Here is a 19,596-nt window from a genome sequence, read left to right as displayed (position 1 = left end):
GCTACCCCGCGATCCGCACGGTCGTGGTGGAGCCCCACAGGGCCAGGCTGAGGAAGAAGTCGGAGACGACGATGAGCACCGTCGCCATGCGCACCGCGCGGCCCACCGCGACGCCCACCCCGGCCGGGCCGCCCGACGCGGTGTAGCCGTAGAAGCAGCAGACCAACGTCAGGATCACCGCGAAGACGAGCACCTTGCCGAAGGCATAGAGGATGTCGATCGGCGGCAGGAACAGCGTGAAGTAGTGGTCGTAGGTGCCGCTGGTCAGGCCGTAGTAGTGGATCGAGACGGCTTCGGTCGCGGCGTAGGTGCCGATCAGGCCGACGAGGAACAGCGGGACGATCGCGATGAAGGCCGCGACGATGCGCGTGCTGACGAGGTAGTGGATCGAGTGGATCGCCATCACCTCGACGGCGTCGATCTCCTCGCTGATCCGCATCGCGCCGAGCTGGGCGGTGAAGCCGGCCCCGACGGTGGCGACCAGCGCGTTGGCGGCCACGAGGGGCGCGACCTCGCGGGTGTTGAAGTAGGCCGACAGGAAGCCGACGTAGGGCTGGATGCCGACCTGGCGCAGACCCTGGTAGCCGACCAGGCCGACCACCGAGCCGACCGCGAGGACCTCGAACACGATGATGCCGAGGGTGCCGGCGACCAGCACGAGCGCTCCGCGGCCCAGGCTCACCTCCGCCAGCAGGCGCAGGACCTCCTTGCGGTAGCGCGTGAGGGCGACGGGGGTGCCGGCGATGCTGCGGGCGTAGAACGCGACCTGGTCGCCCAGGTCGGACAGGCCGGAGTACGCCGACCGCCAGGCCCGGGCGGGCGCGCTCGTCCCCATGGTGGCCATCGCTCAGAGCCCCTTCGGCGGGACGATCTGGAAGTAGACCGCGGTGATGAGCAGGTTGGCGACGAACAGCAGGACGAAGGAGACGACGACGGACTGGTTGACGCCGTCGCCGACGCCCTGCGGTCCGCCCTTGGCGTTGATCCCCTGGTAGGCCGCGACGATGCCGGCGATGAGGCCGAAGACGAGGGCCTTGAGCTCGCCGACCCACAGGTCGGGCAGCTGGGCCAGCGCGGTGAAGGCGTGGACGTAGGCGCCGGGCGAGCCGCCCTGGACCATCACGTTGAAGGCGTAGGCGCCGCCGGTGCCGACCGCGGTGGCGACGCCGTTGAGCAGGACCGCGACGACGGCCATCGCGATGACCCGCGGGACGACCAGGCGCTGGAGCGGGGAGATGCCGAGCACCTCGAGCGCGTCGAGCTCCTCGCGGATCTTGCGCGAGCCGAGGTCGGCGGCCACGGCGGTGCCGGCGGCACCGGCCACGATGACCACGGTGGCCACGGGCGCGGCCTGCTGGACGATGCCGGTGACCGCGGCGGCGCCGGTGAACGAGGTCGCGCCGAGCTGACGGAACAGCGACCCGATCTGGAGGCTGAGGACGGCGCCGAACGGGATCGTGATCGCCATCGCCGGCAGCAGCGAGACGCGGGTGACGAACCACGCCTGGTCGCTGAGCTCGCGCCACTGGAACGGCCGCTGGAACATCGCGCGCAGCACCTCGAGGCCGAAGGCGAACAGCCTGCCCACGGGCACGAGCGGGCGGCGCAGCGACACGCGCGCCGGTGCACCCACGGCCTGTGTCATGCGATCTCCCGATCCTGGCGTGCTGTGATGACGGTCACCTGCGCTGGCACAACGCCAACGAGACTGAAAAGTTACGTTCGATCAGGTTTGAGCCCGTCCCGGCTCAGACCAGCGGCCGACCCGTGCGGTGCCGCCACCGCAGGTCGGCCAGCAGGAGGTCGAAGGGCAGCGCGCGGAAGGACAGCGGCAGCAGCCGCTCGAGCCGCCCCGCACGCCGGACGAGCCGCTCGAAGCGGCGCTCGTCGTCGGAGGACCACGGCAGCCCCATCGCCCGGCGGAACTCGTGCGGGAGGAACCCGCGGGTGGCGAACAGCTGCGAGCCGACCACGAGACGGCCCACCGGGTTGGTGGCGCCCATCGTCAGCAGGCGCACGAGATAGGCCCTGACCGCGTCGTCGACGTGGATCTTCCCGAGCGACTCGGCCCAGTAGGTCTCGAAGGCCGCCCGGTCCTCCGGCCACGCCTCGGCCGGCATCTGCAGCGTGGTGCCGTAGCGGGCGCAGTGGGCGTAGAGCGCGTCGGCCTCGTCGGGGTCCAGCGGCCCGTGCAGGCGTACGGCGATGTCGCGCGTCCCCGCGTAGAGGCACGCAGCGACCCACCGCTGCAGCTCGGGGTCCGTCGCGCGGTAGGAGACCGGCTCCTCGGGCGTGGAGGTGACCTGGGCGTGCTGGCCGTTGACCGCCCGGCGGAAGATCGCCCGCTCCTCGTCGGTGCCGAGCATCGAGACGGCGAGGTAGGTGAAGGTCGTGCGGGCCCGCTTGACCGGGTGGCGCAGCGCCGAGCCGCTGTGCACGCGGCTGTTCATCACGCCGTAGCCGACCTCGGGCCGGCTCAGCTGCATGACGACGTTGGCGTTGCCGGCCAGCTGCGACCCGAGGCCCGACATGTGGCGCCGCATCTCGAAACCGGGCGGCACGGGCACGTCGCGGGACCGCGGGGCACGGCGTCGGGAGGTCGAGGTCGGGGGCGCCGGTGACATGGGCGCAGATGCTAGCCCTCTGTTGGCAGGTTGCCAACAGAGGGCGGACGGCGGTGACCCACGTGACAGACTGGGTCGCGTGACGAGCCAGCCCGCCCGGGCCACGGTGCCTCGAGCGCGCCGCATGGCCCCGGACGCCCGCCGCGAGGAGATCATCACCGCCGCCGCCCGGCTGTTCGAGCAGCGCCCGTGGACCCAGGTCTCCACCGTCGAGGTGGCGCGGGAGGCCGGGATCGCCCGAGGGCTGCTCAACCACTACTTCGTCGACAAGCGCGGGCTCTACCTCGCCGTCGTACGCCGGTGGCTGCTGGTGCCCGCCCCCGACGTCGTGCCCGAGGACCTGCCCGAGGCCCTCCCCGACCGGGTGGACATCGCGGTCCGGTGGTTCCTGGACTCGGTCGCGCTGCCGGCGGCCTCCAACTACGCGGTCTTCGGCACCGAGGGCGTGGCCGACGACCTCGAGGTCGCCGCGATCCTCGACCAGGCCGACGACCTGGCCGCGCGCCGGGTCCTGCAGCTGGTCGGGCTCGATGCCGAGGACGAGCTCTCGCGCGCCCAGGTCCGGGCCTACGGCGGGCTCGCCAAGGCGACCGCCCGCGAGTGGGCCCGGCGCGGGGCGCTGACCCGCGAGCAGGCCCACCGGCTCCTGCGGGACACCTTGCTGTTCCTCGTCGACCGGATCGTCGGTGTCGAGACCTAACCTGGTGGGGTGACGCAGACCCAGCCCCGCACGTCCCCGGCAGGCCCGGCCGCCGGCTACAACCCGTGGGCGGCCCTCGCCGCCCTCTGTCTCGGGTTCTTCATGATCCTGGTCGACACCACGATCGTGTCCGTCGCGACGCCCGCGATCATCGAGGACCTCCAGGCCGAGGTGAACTCCGTGGTCTGGGTGACCAGCGCCTACCTCCTCGCCTACGCCGTGCCCCTGCTCATCACCGGCCGGCTCGGTGACCGCTTCGGGCAGAAGTGGGTCTACCTCGCCGGCCTCGCGGTCTTCACCCTGTCCTCGCTGTGGTGCGGCCTGACCCACTCGGTCGAGACCCTGATCGTGGCCCGCGCCTTCCAGGGCATCGGCGGCGCGCTGATGACGCCCCAGACGATGGCGACGATCACCCGCATCTTCCCGGCCGAGAGCCGCGGCAAGGCGATGGCGATGTGGGGCGCGACCGCAGGGCTCGCGATGCTCGTCGGCCCGATCCTCGGCGGCGTGCTGGTCGACTCCCTCGGCTGGGAGTGGATCTTCTTCATCAACGTGCCGGTCGGCGTCGTCGGCTTCGTCCTGGCCTGGCGCCTGGTCCCGCTGCTGCCGACCCACCCCCACCGCTTCGACTGGCTCGGCGTGGCCCTGAGCGGGGTCGCGATGTTCCTGCTCGTCTTCGGCATCCAGGAGGGCCACCAGTACGACTGGGGCCGGATCACCGGGTTCGTGTCGGTGCCGCTGCTCATCGTCGCCGGCGTCGTCGTCCTGGCCGGGTTCGTCTGGCAGCAGCGCCGCAACACCGAGGAGCCGCTGCTCCCGATGAACCTCTTCGCCGACCGCAACTTCTCGCTGGCCAACGTCGCGATCTCCTGCATGGGGTTCGCCGTGACCGCCTTCGGTTTCCCGCTGATGCTCTGGGCCCAGCTCGTCCGGGGCTACAGCCCGACCGAGGCGGCGCTGCTGTTCACGCCGATGGCGGTCACCACGATGGTGCTCGCCCCGGTCGTCGGCCGCTGGACCGACAGCGTCCACCCGCGCCGGCTGGTCGGGGCCGGCTTCGCGCTGCTGGCGCTGTCGATGGTGGTCGTGCTGCACCAGATGACGCCGGGGTCGTCGGTCTGGACGATCATCGCGCCGATGACGGTGTTCGGCGTCGGCAACGCCCTGGTGTGGGCGCCCAACAGCGCGACCGCGACCCGCAACCTGGCGATGCACCAGGCCGGCGCCGGGGCCGGGGTCTACAACGCGACCCGCCAGGTGGCCTCGGTGCTCGGCTCCGCCGCGGTCGCCGTGCTCATCGACTCGCGGCTCGCCGCCCAGGGCCTCGTCTTCGACCCGGCCACGCAGGGCGAGTCGCCCGGTGGCGGGCTCCCGCCGCAGGTGATCGACCGGTTCTCGACCGCGATGGCCGAGGCCTCCTGGCTGGTCCCGGCGGCGTTCGTCGTGGGCTTCGTCGCCGTCATGTTCTTCGAGCGGCCGGGCCACCAGACCGTGGCCCCGGCGCAGGCACGGCCGGCGGCCCAGCCGGGCTGACGCACGCGAGCCCGGTCCCCCTCGCAACGAGAGGGGACCGGGCTCGCGTCGTACGCCGGCGCTGGGTCAGCGCAGGTCGAACCGGTCGGCGTCCATCACCTGGGTCCACGCGGCGACGAAGTCGGAGACCAGCTTCTCCTTGGCGTCGTCACTGGCGTAGACCTCGGCCAGCGCCCGCAGCTGCGAGTTGGAGCCGAAGATGAGGTCCGCCGCCGTGGCGGTGAACCGGGTCTCGCCCGAGGCGACGTCCTTGATGTCGTAGACGTTCTCGTCGGACTCCGAGGCCTTCCACTGCGTGCCCGGGGACAGCAGGTTGACGAAGAAGTCGTTGGAGAGCACCCCGACCTTGTCCGTGAGCACGCCGTGGCTGCTGCCCGGGGCCGTCACGCCGAGGGACCGGAGGCCACCGACGAGGACGGTCATCTGCGGGGCGGTGAGGCCGAGCATGTAGGCCTTGTCGACCAGCAGGGTCTCGGGCCGGAGCTTCTCGCCGTCCCGCAGGTAGTTGCGGAAGCCGTCCGCGCGGGGCTCGAGCACCCCGAAGGACTCGACGTCGGTCTGCTCCAGCGAGGCGTCGGTGCGTCCGGGGTGGAACGGCACCGTGACCTCGACCCCGGCGTCCTGGGCGGCCTTCTCGACCGCGGCCGTGCCGGCCAGGACGATCAGGTCGGCCAGGGAGACCCGGGCACCGCCGGCGCCGTTGAACTCCTGCTGGACGCCCTCGAGCACGTCGAGCACGCGGTCGACCCCGGCGTTGACCTCCCAGCCGCGCTGCGGCTCGAGGCGGATCCGGGCGCCGTTGGCGCCACCGCGCTTGTCGGTGTGACGGAAGGTCGAGGCCGACGCCCAGGCAGCGGTGACCAGGTCGGCCACCGAGAGGCCCGAGTCGAGCACCTTGGCCTTGAGGGTGGCGACGTCGTCGTCGGAGACCAGCGGGCCCTCGTGGTCCGGGACCGGGTCCTGCCACAGCTGCGGCTCCGCGACCCAGGGGCCGAGGTAGCGCGACACGGGACCCATGTCGCGGTGGAGCAGCTTGTACCAGGCCTTGGCGAAGGCCTCGGCGAACTCCTCGGGGTTCTCCAGGAAGTGGCGGGAGACCTTCTCGTACTCCGGGTCGAAGCGGAGCGCGAGGTCGCTGGTGAGCATGGTCGGCTTGCGCTTGGGCGAGTCCTCGGTCGGGCCGGGGATGACCGCCTCGGCGTCCTTGGCGACCCACTGGTGGGCGCCGGCCGGGCTCTTCTCGAGCTCCCACTCGTGCTTGAAGAGGAGCTCGAAGTAGTCGTGGCTCCACTGCACCGGGGTGCGGGTCCAGGTGACCTCGAGGCCCGAGGTGATCGCGTCCTTGCCCTTGCCCGACCCGTGGGAGGAGAGCCAGCCGAGGCCCTGCTGCTCCAGCGGGGCGGCCTCCGGCTCCGGGCCGACGAGGTCCGCGTCACCGGCGCCGTGGGTCTTGCCGAAGGTGTGGCCGCCGGCGATGAGGGCGACGGTCTCGTAGTCGTTCATCGCCATCCGCGCGAAGGTCTCGCGGATGTCCTTGGCCGAGGCCAGCGGGTCGGGGTTGCCGTTGGGGCCCTCGGGGTTGACGTAGATCAGGCCCATCTGGACCGCGCCGAGGACCTCGTCGAGCTGCCGCTCGTCGGCGTAGCGCTCGTCGCCCAGCCAGGCGTCCTCGGGACCCCAGTAGATCTCCTCGGGCTCCCAGATGTCCTCGCGACCGAAGGCGAAGCCGAAGGTCGGCAGGCCCATGTCCTCGATCGCGACGGTGCCGGCGAGGACGAGCAGGTCGGCCCAGGAGATCTTCTGGCCGTGCTTCTGCTTGACCGGCCACAGCAGGCGCCGGGCCTTGTCGAGGTTGGCGTTGTCGGGCCAGCTGTTGAGCGGGGCGAAGCGCTGGCTGCCGTCGCCGGCGCCGCCGCGGCCGTCGTAGATGCGGTAGGTGCCGGCCGCGTGCCACGACAGGCGGACCATCAGGCCGCCGTAGTGGCCGAAGTCGGCGGGCCACCAGTCCTGCGAGGTGCGGAGGACCTCGACCACGTCACGCTTGACGGCCTCGACGTCGAGATCGGCGAAGGCCTCGGCATAGCTGAAGCCGGGGCCCATCGGGTCGGCCTTCTCGGAGTGGATCTTCAGCGGCGAGAGGTCGAGGGAGTCGGGCCACCAGTCCTGCACGGTGCGGGGCCGGTGGTTGGTGTCAGGGGTGGGCGAGTCGAGGACCGGGTTCTCGCTCTCGCTGCCCTGGGACGTCGACGAGTCGTGCATGACGGGGCAGCCCTCCTCGGCCTTGCGGTCGACGCCCTGCGGGCTGGCGGTCTCGGGACTGTCGCTCATGTCGTTCCTTTCGCAGATCTCTTCGGGGGGGTACGTCGGGTGGTGCGGTCAGGCGGTCGGGGCGGGCGCGCAGGTGGGGCAGGTGCCCCACCACACGACCTCCGCCTCGTCGACGGTGAAGCCGTGGTCGTCGGAGGCGGTCAGGCAGGGTGCGTGGCCGACGGCGCAGTCGACGTCGGCGATGGCGCCGCAGGTGCGGCACACCACGTGGTGGTGGTTGTCCCCCACGCGAGCCTCGTAGCGGGCGTTGGCCCCGGCCGGCTGGAAGCGCCGGACGAGTCCCGAGTCGGTGAGGACGCGCAGGACGTCGTACACCGCCTGGTGGGAGACCGTCGGGACCTCGGCGCGCACGAGGCGGATCAGGGCCTCGGTGTCGAGGTGGGGGTGGGCGTGGACCGCCGAGAGGACCGCCAGCCGGGGTCGGGTCACGCGCAGGGAGGCCCCCCGCAGCGTGGTGGCGAGGTCGGTCGGGGGCACTCCTGCACCCTTCTCGGTTCTCTGGAGAGAATCAAGTCTGGTCTTGTCAGGTGGTCACGCCTCGGCGAAGGGCCGCACCCCGGGCCCGGGCCGGGTCGCCACCTGGCGCAGGTCGTCGAGGCGGTGCCCCTCGTCGCACACCAGCACCGGCCGGACGACGGCGCCGCACCCGCGGTGCTCGAGCTCCACCGGGACGCCCTCGGGTCCGGCGACGTACCGCTCGCCCCACTGGGCCAGGGCGGCGAGCACCGGGTAGAGGTCGAAGCCCTTGGGCGTGAGGCGGTACTCGTGGCGCACGCGGGCCCCCTCGTCGCGGTAGGGCACGCGTCGCAGGACGCCGTGCTCGACCAGGGTCGCCAGGCGGTTGCTCAGCACCTGGCGCGACAGCCCGCTGTGACGGCGCATGTCGTCGAAGCGGCGGACCCCGTTGAACACCTCGCGCAGCACCAGCATCGTGCCGGTCTCCCCGATCACCTCGAGGGCGCCGGCGACCTGGCAGTTGGCGGTGGAGAACGCGAGGGCAGGGGCGGTGCTCATGCCCCCACTCTAGGTCTGGTTGACAGACTCAGCCACCCCTCGTCATCCTGGGTCCATGACACGGACCCAGGACCTCGCCGCGATGACCGGGATCGAGCAGCTGCAGGCGATCGGCTCCGGCGTGCTGCCCCACGCCCCGATCGCGGAGACCCTCGGGCTGGAGAACGTCGACGGGGAGGTCGGCGCGTTCTCCGTCGAGCTGGTGCCGCACGAGCGCCACTACAACCCGCTGGGCTCGGTCCACGGCGGCGTGCTCGCCACGATGCTCGACACCGCCGCCGCCTGCTCGGTCCACTCCACGCTGGCGGCGGGCGAGGCCTACACCAGCCTCGACCTCACCGTGAAGTTCCTGCGGCCGGCGACCGTCGCGTCCGGTCGCCTGCGCGCCGAGGGGCGCGTGCTCCAGCGCGGCCGGCGTACTGCCCTCGCCGAGGCTCAGGTGTACGACGAGCAGCGCTGCCTGCGCGCCGAGGGGCGCGTGCTCCAGCGCGGCCGGCGTACTGCCCTCGCCGAGGCTCAGGTGTACGACGAGCAGCGCCGCCTGGTCGCCCACGCGACGTCGAGCTGCATGATCTTCAGCTGACCGCGGCCCTGGCCCTGGCCCTGGCCCTGGTCCGGCGCACCAGCCCGCGCCAGCCGTCGTCGGGCAGCGAGAGGCGCACGATCTTGTGCCAGGCCGAGGCGACCTGGGGCACCAGGGGCCGGCTGTTGTAGGCCAGGCCGTGCCGGTCGAAGACCTCGCGCACCCGGGGCGCCACCTCGGCGTACCGGTTGCTCGGCAGGTCGGGGAACAGGTGGTGCTCGACCTGGTGGCTGAGGTTGCCCGCCATCAGGTGCAGCAGCGGGCCGCCGGAGATGTTGGCCGAGCCGAGCATCTGCCGGACGTACCACTCACCGCGCGACTCGTCGGGGTCGACCTCGTCGACCTCGAAGGTCGAGACGCCTTCGGGGAAGTGGCCGCACATGATCACCGAGTGGCTCCACACGTTGCGGGCGAAGTTGGCCGTGAGGCTCGCGGTCAGCTGGCCGCGGGCGGACGGTCCGGACAGCAGCGGGAACATCGCGTAGTCGCGCAGGGCGCCCTTGGCCGCCTTGCGCAGGGTCGTGCGCAGGTCGCGCTTCATCTCCGGGGTGAAGCCGCGGTTCTCGCGCAGCGTCGCCCCGAGGTCCAGGTCGTAGGTCGCGATGCCGTACTCGAAGATGCACGCGTTGACCAGGTTGAGCAGGGGCTGCGCGAGGTGGCGCGGCTCCCACTCCTGCGCCTCGTCGACGCGCATGATGCCGTAGCCCAGGTCGTTGTCGCGGCCGATCACGTTGGTGTGCACGTGGTGGGTCTCGTTGTGCGCCCGCTTCCACTGCGCGGCCGGGGAGGCGTGGTCCCAGTCCCAGGTGCTGGAGTGGATCGTCGGGTCGCGCATCCAGTCCCACTGGCCGTGCAGGACGTTGTGGCCGATCTCCATGTTGTCGAGGATCTTGGCGACCGCGAGCCCGGCGGTCCCGAGCCACCACGCCGTCCGCGAGCGTGCGCTCAGCAGGAGCACGGCACGGCTGCCCGCGCGCAGGTGGCGCTCGACGGCGATCACGCGCCGGATGTACGCCGCGTCGCTCGCGCCGAGCGAGCCGACCACCGAGAGGCGGATCTCCTCGAGCTCCGCGCCGATCTGCTCCACCTGGGCCTGGGTCAGACCGTGCGACGGAGCGTCGGTCCGACCGCTCGTCGGGCGCGAGGGGGCGGCGACCTCGGCCGTCGTCGACGGCACGGGCCGGGTCCGGATGGTGACGGTCATGGGCTCTCCTGCGATTCGGACGCCGCCGCCCGCGTGGTGGCCAGCGGTGCGGCGGCGTGCTCGGGTTCGGCGCCGGCACGGGTCCAGGTCGCCGGGGTCCGGGACTTCCTGCTCGCTGCGCCACCCTCTCACCTCGTCGGTGCGGCCGCGCGCGGCCCCTGGGTCGCCTCTCCCATCGTGCCCGTTCGCGCCCGTCTCATGCCGGAGGGCGGGAGGCGGTGCAGCGAGGGTGACCGGCGAGCCCGGACGCACCGGACCCACCGGACCCCGTCGGGTCAGTCCTGCGTGCGCTCGCGCTTCTTCGCCCCGACCAGCTGGTCGAGCCGGTCGGCGTCGGAGCGCGCCTCGTCCGCGGACGCCTGCGCCTCGTCGGCGTCCTGGATCACGGCGGCGGCCTCGGCCTGCGTCGCGTTCGCGGCGGCGTCGGCCTTGGCGGCCTCGGCCTGGCGGCGGCGCTCGGCTGCGGCCTTGCGACCCGCCGCGCGCTTCGCGGCGACCTCCTTCTTGGTCGCGGCCTCGGTCTCGGCCTCGGTCCGGGCCTGCTGCTTGCCCTGGACCTCCGCGCGGTCGGCCTCCTCGAGACCGGTGGTGGCGCGCTCCTGGGCGGCCTCGCGCTGACGCTGGGCCTCCTCCTGGCCGGCCTCGGCGGTCTCGCGGGACTCACGACGGGCGTCGGCGGCCTGCTGCGAGAGCGAGACCGACTGCTCGACCTGCTCCGTGCGCCGGAGGCGCTGCGAGCCGCGGGCGGCCAGCGCGTCGTCACCGAGCACGGAGCCGGCGAAGCGGTCGGCCGAGCCGAGCACCTTGTCGAGCACCAGCCGCGGGGCCGAGGTCACCGGGAGCCGGTCGGCCACCGTGCTGTCGACCAGGCCCAGCGGGAAGCGGGCGAGCTTGTAGGGAAAGGTGAGAAGTGCACTCATCGGGGTCCTCAGTTCTGGTGGGGGCTGCGCAGCTGCGCGGCCTGCTGGTCGGCGGTGGCGGCCTCGCGCGCGAGTCGCGCGCTCTCGGCCTGGGCCCGCTGCTCGGTGGCCTCGGCCTCGTCGGCGAGCTCCTCGGCCTCGGTGAGGCGGCGCTCGGCGAGCTCGTCGGCCTGCCTCTCCGCGGCGTCGCGACCCGCGGCCTCCCGGGTCGCGGCGGCACGCTCGGCGGCGCGCTCCTCGCCCACGGCCTGGGCCTCGGCGGCCGACTTCTCGGCGGCGGTGGTGCGCGCGGCGTCCGCCTTGTGCTCGGCGGCCTCGCGGCGGGCCTCGTCGGCCTCCTGCGTCGCCTCGGCCCGCTCGGCCTCGGCCACGGCCTCCTCGGCGACGGCCTGGCGACGGTGGTCGGCCTCGGCCTGCTGGAGCTGGCCCTCCTCGACCAGGCCGTCCTTGCCGGTCACCGCGCCGGCGACCTCCTTGGCCTTGCCGACCAGGTGGCCGACCAGGCCTTCGCGGGCCTCTGCTGCCTTCTCGTTGCTCATGCGGTTCCTCTCGATCGTCGATCAGGGCCCGCACGCACACCGCGACACGGCACTCCCGCCCGGAGGGCGGTGTGCGCATGGGGTGGTGGAGGTGCGGGAAAGGGCGGGCCTCGCGGGGTTCAGACCCCGGGGCCTCTCCTCACCGGTGCCCCGATGTCGGGACCCGCACCGGGATCGGCGACGTGACGTGGGTCATGCCGTCGCCTCAGCGAAGACCGGACCAGGGGTCCTCGCGCTCCCACAGGCGCGGCAGGTGCAGGGCCACGCCGTCGTCCGCGGCCAGCCGGCCGAGCACCCGCAGCGTGACGTCGAGGTCGTCGCCGGCGAAGGGCAGCGCCCGCAGGGGTCGGTCCAGGGGACGGAAGAAGTCGTCCCAGTGGATGAGGACGACCCGGCGGGCACCGACCGCGCGGACGGTGTGGCGCCAGTAGTCGACGAGGTAACCCTCGTCGAGCACGCCCAGCTGGCCCGCTCCGAGGTAGGCGACCTCCGCGTGGTGGCCCTCGAGCGACCCGGGGACGAACCCGGCACTGCCCTGCACCAGCGCCAGGCGACCGGAGGCGTGCCCCACGAGGATCGACCAGGCCTCGCCGCAGCGGTAGGCCGAGGCCCTGACCGGTGGCCGGAGCGGGGCGTCGATGGTGCCGGGGAACCGGTCGGGCGGGCAGTGGGCGGACTCGACGAAGGTCAGCGTCCACGCGCCGTACACCGCCGACCGGCCGGGCGTGACCACGTGGAGCCTGTCCTCCGGCAGGCCGGCGCCTCGGCCGACCTGCACCGCGGAGGCGCTGCCGACCAGGAACGCCCCGGTGCGCTGCGCGACGACCCCGGAGTCCATCGCGTGGTCGAAGTGCCCGTGGAGGGGCACGACCGCCTCGACCCGCGACGGCGCGAGCCGCGCCAGCGCCGCGTCGACGAGGGCGGAGTGGGCCGCGAGGTCCGGGCGGCCGGGCTTGAGTCGCATCCCCGTCAGTCCAGCGACCCGCCGGGCGGGGTGGGGTCGGCACCATGGGGGCCGGCCGCCCAGCTCGGCACGATGAACAGCCCGCTCGCCCTCACCGAGGGACCCGAGTCGTCGTCGGGCCCGATCCACCCCTCGACGGTGACCTTGCGGCCCTCCTCCTTCCCGACGCGGGCCTCCATCCGCACCGGCCCGAGCGGGATCGGCCGCTCGTAACGCAGCGTCAGTGTGCCGGTCACCGTCAGTCGCGTGTGCCGCGCGCTGGCCGTCTCGCCCATCAGGTGGTCGAGCAGCAGCGCCGACACCCCGCCGTGCACGCTCCCCGGAGGCCCTTCGTACGCCGCCCCGAGCGTCACCGCGGACCGCACGACGTCGTCGTCGCCCCACACCAGCCGGACCGGCGGAGCGAAGGCGTTGCGCACCCCGACGACCGTGTTGCCCCAGTTCCACGACCGGCCGTGGGCGTTGTAGTGCACGCCGGCCGGGCCGTCGAGGGCGTCCCGGGCCAGGACGTCGGCCGCTCCCTGCACGAGCTCGCGGGCCTCCGCGACCCGACCGGCGTCGACCCGGCTGCGGATGGTCACGTCGACGAGCCTGCGCACGTCGGCGGCCAGGCCGCCGTACAGCTCCTCGGCGGCCTCGACCTCCTCGGTCGGCACGTCCTCGAAGGAGAAGGAACCCAGGCTCAGCTCGGACACGGTCACAACCTACGGACCACAGGGGTGGTCGGACTGCACGAAACGTCGGGACCCGGACCCTTGGGGGCCGGACGGGGGCCCACCGGCCCTGCGACCCGGCCGCGGAGCCTGCCTACCGTGCGAGTGACTGCTGAGGAGTGCCATGCCGAACCCGACCCCCCGGACGACCGGCGAGACCAACCCATCTGCCCCGATGGGCGTGCGCTGCGCGCGCTGCCACCGCTACCTGCTCGGCTCCCCCGCCCGCCGGACCCTGACCGGGCGCTGGCGCCACGAGTCCTGCGCCCACCTCCCCGAGCCGACGCGAGCGGAGTTCGACCAGCTGGCCGACACCCTCATGACAAGCCACCCGTGGCCCCGCGCCCGGACGCTGAGCGACGAGCTCGCGAGCGTGCTGGAGGAGCTGGGCGAGCTGAGGTCGGTCCGCGCCACGGCCGCGCAGGTCCCCCGTCAGGCGGGTCCTCCGGACCTGGAGACGGTCGACCTCGAGCGCGAGCACGAGCTGGCCAGGCGCGGCGAGCAGCTCCACGAGGCGATCACCTCCGAGCGCGAGTGGAAGGCCGACAGGCTGGCCACCGAGTGGGCCGCCGGCCAGTAGCCGGACCGACGCCCGCCTCGCGGGCCCAGCGGTCAGGTTGCGTGCAGGGGCCGCCCGTCATCGTGGCGCCCCATGAGCACCCGCACCTTCGCCGCGCCCAAGGTCCCCGACGTCCTGCTCACCTTCTGGGTGGTCAAGCTGCTCACCACCGGCATCGGGGAGACCGGTTCGGACTTCATGGGGACACACAGCATCCCCGTCGCCGCCGTCGTCGGGATCGGCGGATTCGTCGCCGCCCTGCGGTGGCAGCTGCGCGCCGAGAGCTACCACCCGGTCCGCTACTGGACGACCGTCCTGATGGTCGCGGTGTTCGGCACGATGATCGCCGACGGTCCGCACGTGCTGCTCGGCACGCCGTACTGGGTCGACTCGCTGGTCTACCTCGCCCTGCTCTGCGGCCTCCTGGCCTGGTGGCGCAGCAGCGAGGGCACGCTCTCGGTGCACTCGATCATCACCAGCCGGCGCGAGCGCTTCTACTGGGGGACGGTGCTGCTGACCTTCGGGCTCGGGACGGCCCTGGGGGATGCGGCGGCGATCGACGCGGGGCTCGGCTTCGCCTGGTCGATCGTGATCTTCGGCGTCACGATCCTGGTCCCGCTGGTGCTGTGGCGCCTGGGGCTCCCCGCCGTCGCGTGCTTCTGGACGTCGTACGCCCTCACGCGCCCGCTCGGCGCCAGCGTCGCCGACTGGCTGGCGGCCAAGCCCTCCACAGGCGGTCTCGGCTGGGGAACGGGCGCGGTGACCGCCGTCGGGCTCGTGCTGTTCGCCGCGCTCGTGGCCTACGTGGCGCTCACCCACTCCGACGAGGAGGGCGCGCACGCGCACCGGTCCCGCCCGTCCCTCGACGCCTCCCCGGTCCCCGACCCGGTGGTCGACTGAGCGGCGCGACTTCTCCACATCGGTGCTGGTCAGGGGTGGTGGATCGGACACTCGTTCGATTCAATGGGGCATGACTTCGCTCCCTCCTCCCGTCGTGGTGAGGATGTTCCCTGCGGCGGGACGTCCTGCTGGGGTGGTGCGTGTGGGGGAGGGTCGGTTGGTGCAGCCGGCGCTGGTGTGGGGGAGCGGCTCCTGCCGGCGGGGCCGGTGGGGCCGGTGGGGATGGTGGTCTCGGAGTTCGCTGCCCCGACGTTGGGGGCGTTGATCGGGGTGGGGTCGTGGGCGGCGGGCTCGCAGATCGACGACGCGCTCAACCTGCGGCACCGCCACCCGCGGCTGGACGCGCTGGTCAAGGCGGGCAAGGTGCCGGTGTGGCAGGCCCGGCGGGTCGCGACCGCGACCGCCAAGGCGGAGGTGGACGACGACGACGCGCGGGCGGTCGACGCCGCGACCGCAGCGGACCTCGCGCGGTTTGCCGTTCCCCCGGGCGATGGCGGTCGTGGCGGGGGCGTTGCTGCGGGCGCCGTCCTCGACGATGGCGCAGCAGCAGCGCCGGGCCCAGACTCCTACGACGTCCCGGCCCACATCCGGGAGTCGGTGCGGCTGCGGCACCCCGTCGAGCAGTTCCCCCACGGCCGGCAGGCCTCGCCGACCTGCGACCTGGACCACCTGCGCACCTACGACCACCGACCCACCGGCCCCCCGGGCCAGTCCAACACCGCCAACCTCCACCCCCTCGGACGGCGACACCACCGCACCAAGACCCACGGGCACTGGCAGACCCACCCCCTCACCGACGAGCAGGCCCTGCTCACCGGGTCACTGTGGCGCGCCCCCACCGGCCACTGGTTCCTCGTGGACCACCTCGGCACCCACGACCTCGGCCGACCGGTCGAGGTGCCACGACCCGCCTGACCGGACTGGTCCGCGGGGCTAGGCTCCCGAGGGTGAGCCAGGACACGAAGACCGCACTCGACGAGCTGGTCGCAGAGCTCGGACCGGACGTCGTGGTCGTCGACGAGGACCGCATGGCCGGCTACCGCTGGGACCGCGCCAACGACCCGGACGCAGGGGTCCCCGTGGCCGTCGTACGCGCGCGCAGCACGCAGGACGTGCAGGCCGCGGTGCGGTTCGCGGCGGCGCACGGCGTGGCGGTCGTGCCCCGCGGTGCGGGGAGCGGGCTGTCCGGAGGGTCGACCGCGCAGGACGGCTGCCTGGTGGTCTCGACGGAGCGGATGACGCACATCGAGGTCGACCCGGTGACCCGCACGGTCGTCACCGAGCCAGGCGCGATGAACGCCCAGGTCAAGGCGGCGGCCGCGGAGCACGGGCTGTGGTACCCACCCGACCCGTCGTCCTACGAGATCTGCTCGATCGGCGGCAACGTCGCCACCAACGCGGGCGGGCTCTGCTGCGTGAAGTACGGCGTGACCACCGACTACGTCCTCGGCATGACGGTGGTGCTCGCCGACGGGACGGCCGTCGAGCTCGGCGGCCCGCGGCTCAAGGACAAGGCCGGCCTGTCGCTGACCAAGCTGTTCGTCGGCAGCGAAGGCACGCTCGGGATCATCACGCGCATCGTGCTGCGGCTCATCCCGGCACAGCGCCCGCCCGCCACGCTCGTCGCGACGTTCGCCACCCTCGACGACGCGACCGACACCGTCCTCGCGATCACGCGGGTGATGCGCCCCTCGATGCTCGAGTTCATGGACCGGCCGACGATCAACGCCGTCGAGGACCTGACCCGCATGGGGCTCGACCGCGAGGCCGCCGCGATGCTCGTCATCCAGTCCGACGAGCCCGCCGAGCACGCCGGGCGCGAGATCGCGCAGATCGAGGAGATCTGCCAGGACCACAAGGCCACCGAGGTCTTCCACACCACCGACGCCGACGAGGGCGAGGCGTTCGTGGTCGCGCGGCGGCAGGCGATCCCGGCCGTCGAGCGCACCGGCCCCCTGCTGCTCGAGGACGTCGGCGTCCCCCTGCCCCAGCTCGGGGCGCTGGTCGACGGCATCGCCGACATCGCCACCGAGCGCGACGTCACCATCGCGGTCATCGCGCACGCCGGCGACGGCAACACCCACCCGCTCATCGTCACCGACCCCTCCGACGAGGAGCAGCAGGCCCGGGCCCAGCTCGCCTACGGCGAGGTGATGAGCCTGGCGATCTCCCTGGGCGGCACGATCACCGGCGAGCACGGGGTGGGGCGGTTGAAGAAGGCCTGGCTCGGGGAGCAGATCGGTGAGGACGCCCTCGAGCTCAACCGGCGGGTCAAGCAGGCGCTCGACCCGCACGGCATCCTCAACCCCGGCGCGATTCTCTGAACCAGCCGACAGAGCCTGTGACCCCCGCTGACGACCGAGCGACAAGGACACCCATGACGTACGACGAGATCGGCGGCCTGCAGGTCGCACCCGTGCTGCGCGCCTTCGTGAGGGACGAGGCGTTGCCGGGCTCCGGGCTGGAGGAGGACGCGTTCTGGGACGGGGTGCGCGCGATCCTCGTCGACTTCGTGCCGCGCAACCGCGAGCTCCTGGCCCGGCGCGACGAGCTGCAGGCGCAGCTCGACGACTGGCACCGGGAGCACCCCGGCCCGGTCGAGGACGCGGCCGCCTACGAGTCGTTCCTGCGCGAGATCGGCTACCTCGTCGACGAGCCCGAGTCCGTCACCGTCACGACCGCCGACGTCGACGCGGAGGTGGCGTCGGTCGCGGGGCCCCAGCTCGTCGTGCCCGCCCTCAACGCGCGCTTCGCCGCCAACGCGGCCAACGCCCGCTGGGGTTCGTTGTACGACGCGCTCTACGGCACCGACGCGATCCCGCAGGACGGCGACCTGGCCCCCGGGTCGTCGTACAACCCGACGCGCGGCGCGGAGGTGATCGCGCGGGCCCGTGGCTTCCTCGACCAGCACTTCCCGCTCGCCGACGGCAGCCACGCCGACGCGACGTCGTACTCCCTCAACGGGCGGCATCTTGTCGTCACGACAAATTCTGGTGAGACCGGCCTGGCCGACCCGACCCAGCTCGCGGGGCACCGTGGGGAGGAGGGGTTCCTCCTGGTCCACCACGGTCTCCACGTCGAGATCCAGGTGGACCGCGACCACCCGATCGGCAGCACCGACGCGGCCGGCGTCAAGGACCTGCTGGTCGAGGCCGCGGTGAGCACGATCATCGACCTCGAGGACTCGGTGGCCGCGGTCGACGCCGACGACAAGGTGGCGGGCTACCGCGCCTGGCTCGAGCTCAACCGCGGCACCCTGCAGGCCGAGGTGACCAAGGGCGGCGAGACCTTCGTGCGGCGGCTCGCGCCCGACCGCACCTACACCTCCCCCACCGGCGAGACCCTCACGCTGCACGGCCGGTCGCTGCTCTTCGTGCGCCAGGTCGGCCACCTGATGACCACCGACGCGGTCCTCCTCGACGGCGAGGAGGTCCCCGAGGGCATCCTCGACGCGGTGATGACGGCGCTGTGCAGCCTGGTCGACCTGCAGGGACGCGGGGAGCTGCGCAACAGCCGCACCGGGTCGACGTACGCGGTGAAGCCCAAGATGCACGGACCCGACGAGGTCACGTTCACCGACGACCTCTTCGCCCGCGTGGAGGACCTGCTCGGCCTGTCCAGGAACACGATCAAGCTCGGCATCATGGACGAGGAGCGCCGCACCTCGGCCAACCTCAAGGCCTGCATCGGCCGGGCCACCGACCGCATCGCGTTCATCAACACCGGCTTCCTGGACCGCACCGGCGACGAGATGCACACCTCGATGCAGGCCGGCCCGATGATCCGCAAGGGCGACATGAAGTCGTCGGAGTGGATCCAGGCCTACGAGGACCAGAACGTCGACATCGGCATCGCCTGCGGCCTCCCCGGCCACGCCCAGATCGGCAAGGGCATGTGGGCGATGCCCGACGAGATGGCCGCGATGCTCGAGGCCAAGGTCGGCCACCCGCGCGCCGGCGCGACGTGCGCCTGGGTGCCCTCGCCGACCGCCGCGACCCTCCACGCGCTGCACTACCACCAGGTCGACGTGGCCGAGCGGCAGCGCGAGCTCGGCGGCGAGCGCCGCACGACGCTGACCCAGCTGCTGACCATCCCCGTCGCCGCCGACGCCGACTGGAGCGAGGAGGACGAGCGGGCCGAGCTCGACAACAACCTCCAGGGGATCCTGGGCTACGTCGTCCGCTGGGTCGACGCGGGCGTCGGGTGCTCCAAGGTCCCCGACATCCACGGCACCGCGCTGATGGAGGACCGCGCCACCTGCCGCATCTCCAGCCAGCACGTCGCCAACTGGCTGCACCACGGGGTCGTCACGCTCGACGAGGTCGAGGCCGCGTTCCGCCGCATGGCCGACGTGGTCGACGAGCAGAACCAGGACGAGCCGGGCTACACCCCCATGGGACCGTCGTACGACGGCCAGGCGTTCGCCGCCGCGCGGGCGCTGGTGCTCCAGGGGCTCGAGCAGCCCGCCGGCTACACCGAACCGTTGCTGCACCACTACCGACGCATCGTGAAGGGACACTCGTGAGCCTCACCCTCGACCAGGCCCGCGGCATCATCGCCGCCGCACGCACCCACGGACAGGAGCAGGGGCTCAAGCCCCTGACCGTGGTCGTCCTCGACGCCGGGGGCCACGTGCTGGCCGTCGAGCGGGAGGACGGCTCGTCGACCAAGCGCTTCGAGGTCGCCTTCGGCAAGGCCCACGGCGCGGTGTCGCTCGGCCTCGGCTCGCGCGCCCTGATGGCCCGTGCCGAGCAGCAGCCGTTCTTCATCGCCGCCGTCACCCACGCGGTCGGCGCCCTCGTCCCGGTGCCCGGCGGCGTCCTGGTCCACGACGCGGCGGGCGACCTGCTCGGCGCCGTCGGGGTCTCGGGCGACACCTCCGACAACGACGAGGCCGCCGCGGTGGCGGGCGTCGAGGCGGCCGGGCTGGTGGCCCAGACCGGCTGAGGGGCGCTTGCGCCGGCGGGGAACCCGAGGTCATCGTCAGGAGTCGTCCTCCCCGAGGAAGGGGCACG

At 72.9% G+C, this 19,596-nt stretch carries 20 protein-coding genes; 9 read left to right on the top strand and 11 right to left on the bottom strand.

The window, feature by feature from the left end; all coding sequences use genetic code 11:
* Position 1: 1 nt before the first annotated feature.
* From J2S63_RS10620 to J2S63_RS10610, 3 genes are all read right to left on the bottom strand, one after another.
* Positions 2 to 844 (bottom strand): MlaE family ABC transporter permease, encoded by an 843-nt coding sequence (locus tag J2S63_RS10620; protein ID WP_425573340.1) that lies wholly within the window; start codon positions 842 to 844, stop codon positions 2 to 4.
* Positions 845 to 847: 3 nt separating this feature from the next.
* Positions 848 to 1,645: an MlaE family ABC transporter permease gene (locus J2S63_RS10615; RefSeq protein ID WP_310301867.1), complete on the bottom strand. Its 798-nt coding sequence runs from the start codon at positions 1,643 to 1,645 to the stop codon at positions 848 to 850.
* Positions 1,646 to 1,748: 103 nt separating this feature from the next.
* A complete protein-coding gene (locus J2S63_RS10610) occupies positions 1,749 to 2,624 on the bottom strand; it encodes an oxygenase MpaB family protein (RefSeq protein ID WP_310301866.1) in 876 nt (291 codons plus the stop codon).
* A 79-nt stretch (positions 2,625 to 2,703) separates the two neighbouring features.
* Between J2S63_RS10610 and J2S63_RS10605 the strand changes: the two genes are divergently transcribed.
* Together J2S63_RS10605 and J2S63_RS10600 are read left to right on the top strand one after the other, a co-directional pair.
* Complete coding sequence (locus J2S63_RS10605) at positions 2,704 to 3,324, top strand: TetR/AcrR family transcriptional regulator (protein ID WP_310301865.1); 621 nt, start codon at positions 2,704 to 2,706, stop codon at positions 3,322 to 3,324.
* A gap of 9 nt (positions 3,325 to 3,333) precedes the next feature.
* Complete coding sequence (locus J2S63_RS10600) at positions 3,334 to 4,857, top strand: DHA2 family efflux MFS transporter permease subunit (protein ID WP_310301864.1); 1,524 nt, start codon at positions 3,334 to 3,336, stop codon at positions 4,855 to 4,857.
* A 66-nt stretch (positions 4,858 to 4,923) separates the two neighbouring features.
* Here J2S63_RS10600 and katG read toward each other — a convergent pair whose 3' ends face one another.
* The 3 genes from katG to J2S63_RS10585 are packed head-to-tail and all read right to left on the bottom strand — an operon-like array spanning position 4,924 to position 8,199.
* A complete protein-coding gene (gene katG / locus J2S63_RS10595) occupies positions 4,924 to 7,185 on the bottom strand; it encodes a catalase/peroxidase HPI (protein ID WP_310301863.1) in 2,262 nt (753 codons plus the stop codon).
* A gap of 48 nt (positions 7,186 to 7,233) precedes the next feature.
* Entirely contained in the window at positions 7,234 to 7,662 is a 429-nt protein-coding gene (locus J2S63_RS10590) for a Fur family transcriptional regulator (RefSeq protein WP_310301862.1), read from the bottom strand.
* A 54-nt stretch (positions 7,663 to 7,716) separates the two neighbouring features.
* Positions 7,717 to 8,199 (bottom strand): winged helix-turn-helix transcriptional regulator, encoded by a 483-nt coding sequence (locus tag J2S63_RS10585; RefSeq protein WP_310301861.1) that lies wholly within the window; start codon positions 8,197 to 8,199, stop codon positions 7,717 to 7,719.
* 55 nt (positions 8,200 to 8,254) lie between these two features.
* Here J2S63_RS10585 and J2S63_RS10580 point away from each other — a divergent pair, with 55 nt between their 5' ends.
* Positions 8,255 to 8,782 (top strand): PaaI family thioesterase, encoded by a 528-nt coding sequence (locus J2S63_RS10580; RefSeq protein WP_310301860.1) that lies wholly within the window; start codon positions 8,255 to 8,257, stop codon positions 8,780 to 8,782.
* On the opposite strand, the gene J2S63_RS10575 is transcribed toward J2S63_RS10580, so the two are convergent.
* From J2S63_RS10575 to J2S63_RS10555, 5 genes are all read right to left on the bottom strand, one after another.
* A complete protein-coding gene (locus J2S63_RS10575; RefSeq protein ID WP_310301859.1) occupies positions 8,775 to 9,986 on the bottom strand; it encodes a fatty acid desaturase family protein in 1,212 nt (403 codons plus the stop codon). The two genes, J2S63_RS10580 and J2S63_RS10575, sit on opposite strands and share 8 nt — an antisense overlap.
* A gap of 275 nt (positions 9,987 to 10,261) precedes the next feature.
* The gene (locus J2S63_RS10570; protein ID WP_310301858.1) at positions 10,262 to 10,906 is read right to left on the bottom strand and encodes a hypothetical protein; all 645 of its coding nucleotides are present in this window, start codon (positions 10,904 to 10,906) and stop codon (positions 10,262 to 10,264) included.
* 8 nt (positions 10,907 to 10,914) lie between these two features.
* Positions 10,915 to 11,445: a hypothetical protein gene (locus J2S63_RS10565; RefSeq protein WP_310301857.1), complete on the bottom strand. Its 531-nt coding sequence runs from the start codon at positions 11,443 to 11,445 to the stop codon at positions 10,915 to 10,917.
* Positions 11,446 to 11,650: 205 nt separating this feature from the next.
* Positions 11,651 to 12,409: an MBL fold metallo-hydrolase gene (locus tag J2S63_RS10560; RefSeq protein ID WP_310301856.1), complete on the bottom strand. Its 759-nt coding sequence runs from the start codon at positions 12,407 to 12,409 to the stop codon at positions 11,651 to 11,653.
* 5 nt (positions 12,410 to 12,414) lie between these two features.
* Entirely contained in the window at positions 12,415 to 13,104 is a 690-nt protein-coding gene (locus J2S63_RS10555; protein WP_310301855.1) for a PaaI family thioesterase, read from the bottom strand.
* Between the two features lie 142 nt (positions 13,105 to 13,246).
* On the opposite strand from J2S63_RS10555, the gene J2S63_RS10550 reads away from it, so the two are divergent.
* From J2S63_RS10550 to J2S63_RS10525, 6 genes are all read left to right on the top strand, one after another.
* Positions 13,247 to 13,702, top strand: coding sequence for a hypothetical protein (locus J2S63_RS10550; RefSeq protein WP_310301854.1), 456 nt, complete (start codon positions 13,247 to 13,249; stop codon positions 13,700 to 13,702).
* 72 nt (positions 13,703 to 13,774) lie between these two features.
* Positions 13,775 to 14,581 (top strand): COG4705 family protein, encoded by an 807-nt coding sequence (locus J2S63_RS10545; RefSeq protein WP_310301853.1) that lies wholly within the window; start codon positions 13,775 to 13,777, stop codon positions 14,579 to 14,581.
* A gap of 216 nt (positions 14,582 to 14,797) precedes the next feature.
* Positions 14,798 to 15,496: a hypothetical protein gene (locus J2S63_RS10540; protein ID WP_310301852.1), complete on the top strand. Its 699-nt coding sequence runs from the start codon at positions 14,798 to 14,800 to the stop codon at positions 15,494 to 15,496.
* A 32-nt stretch (positions 15,497 to 15,528) separates the two neighbouring features.
* Entirely contained in the window at positions 15,529 to 16,905 is a 1,377-nt protein-coding gene (locus J2S63_RS10535) for an FAD-binding oxidoreductase (protein WP_310301851.1), read from the top strand.
* A 53-nt stretch (positions 16,906 to 16,958) separates the two neighbouring features.
* Positions 16,959 to 19,106 (top strand): malate synthase G, encoded by a 2,148-nt coding sequence (locus J2S63_RS10530; protein ID WP_310301850.1) that lies wholly within the window; start codon positions 16,959 to 16,961, stop codon positions 19,104 to 19,106.
* Complete coding sequence (locus J2S63_RS10525; RefSeq protein ID WP_310301849.1) at positions 19,103 to 19,528, top strand: GlcG/HbpS family heme-binding protein; 426 nt, start codon at positions 19,103 to 19,105, stop codon at positions 19,526 to 19,528. Before J2S63_RS10530 ends, J2S63_RS10525 begins: the two co-directional genes overlap by 4 nt.
* Positions 19,529 to 19,596: the final 68 nt, after the last annotated feature.

It is taken from the genome of Nocardioides marmoribigeumensis (genome assembly GCF_031458325.1).
In the GTDB taxonomy this organism is placed as follows: domain Bacteria; phylum Actinomycetota; class Actinomycetes; order Propionibacteriales; family Nocardioidaceae; genus Marmoricola_A; species Marmoricola_A marmoribigeumensis.
Note: the sequence above shows the minus strand (reverse complement) of the source record. Positions and strands in the feature narration are given on the sequence as shown.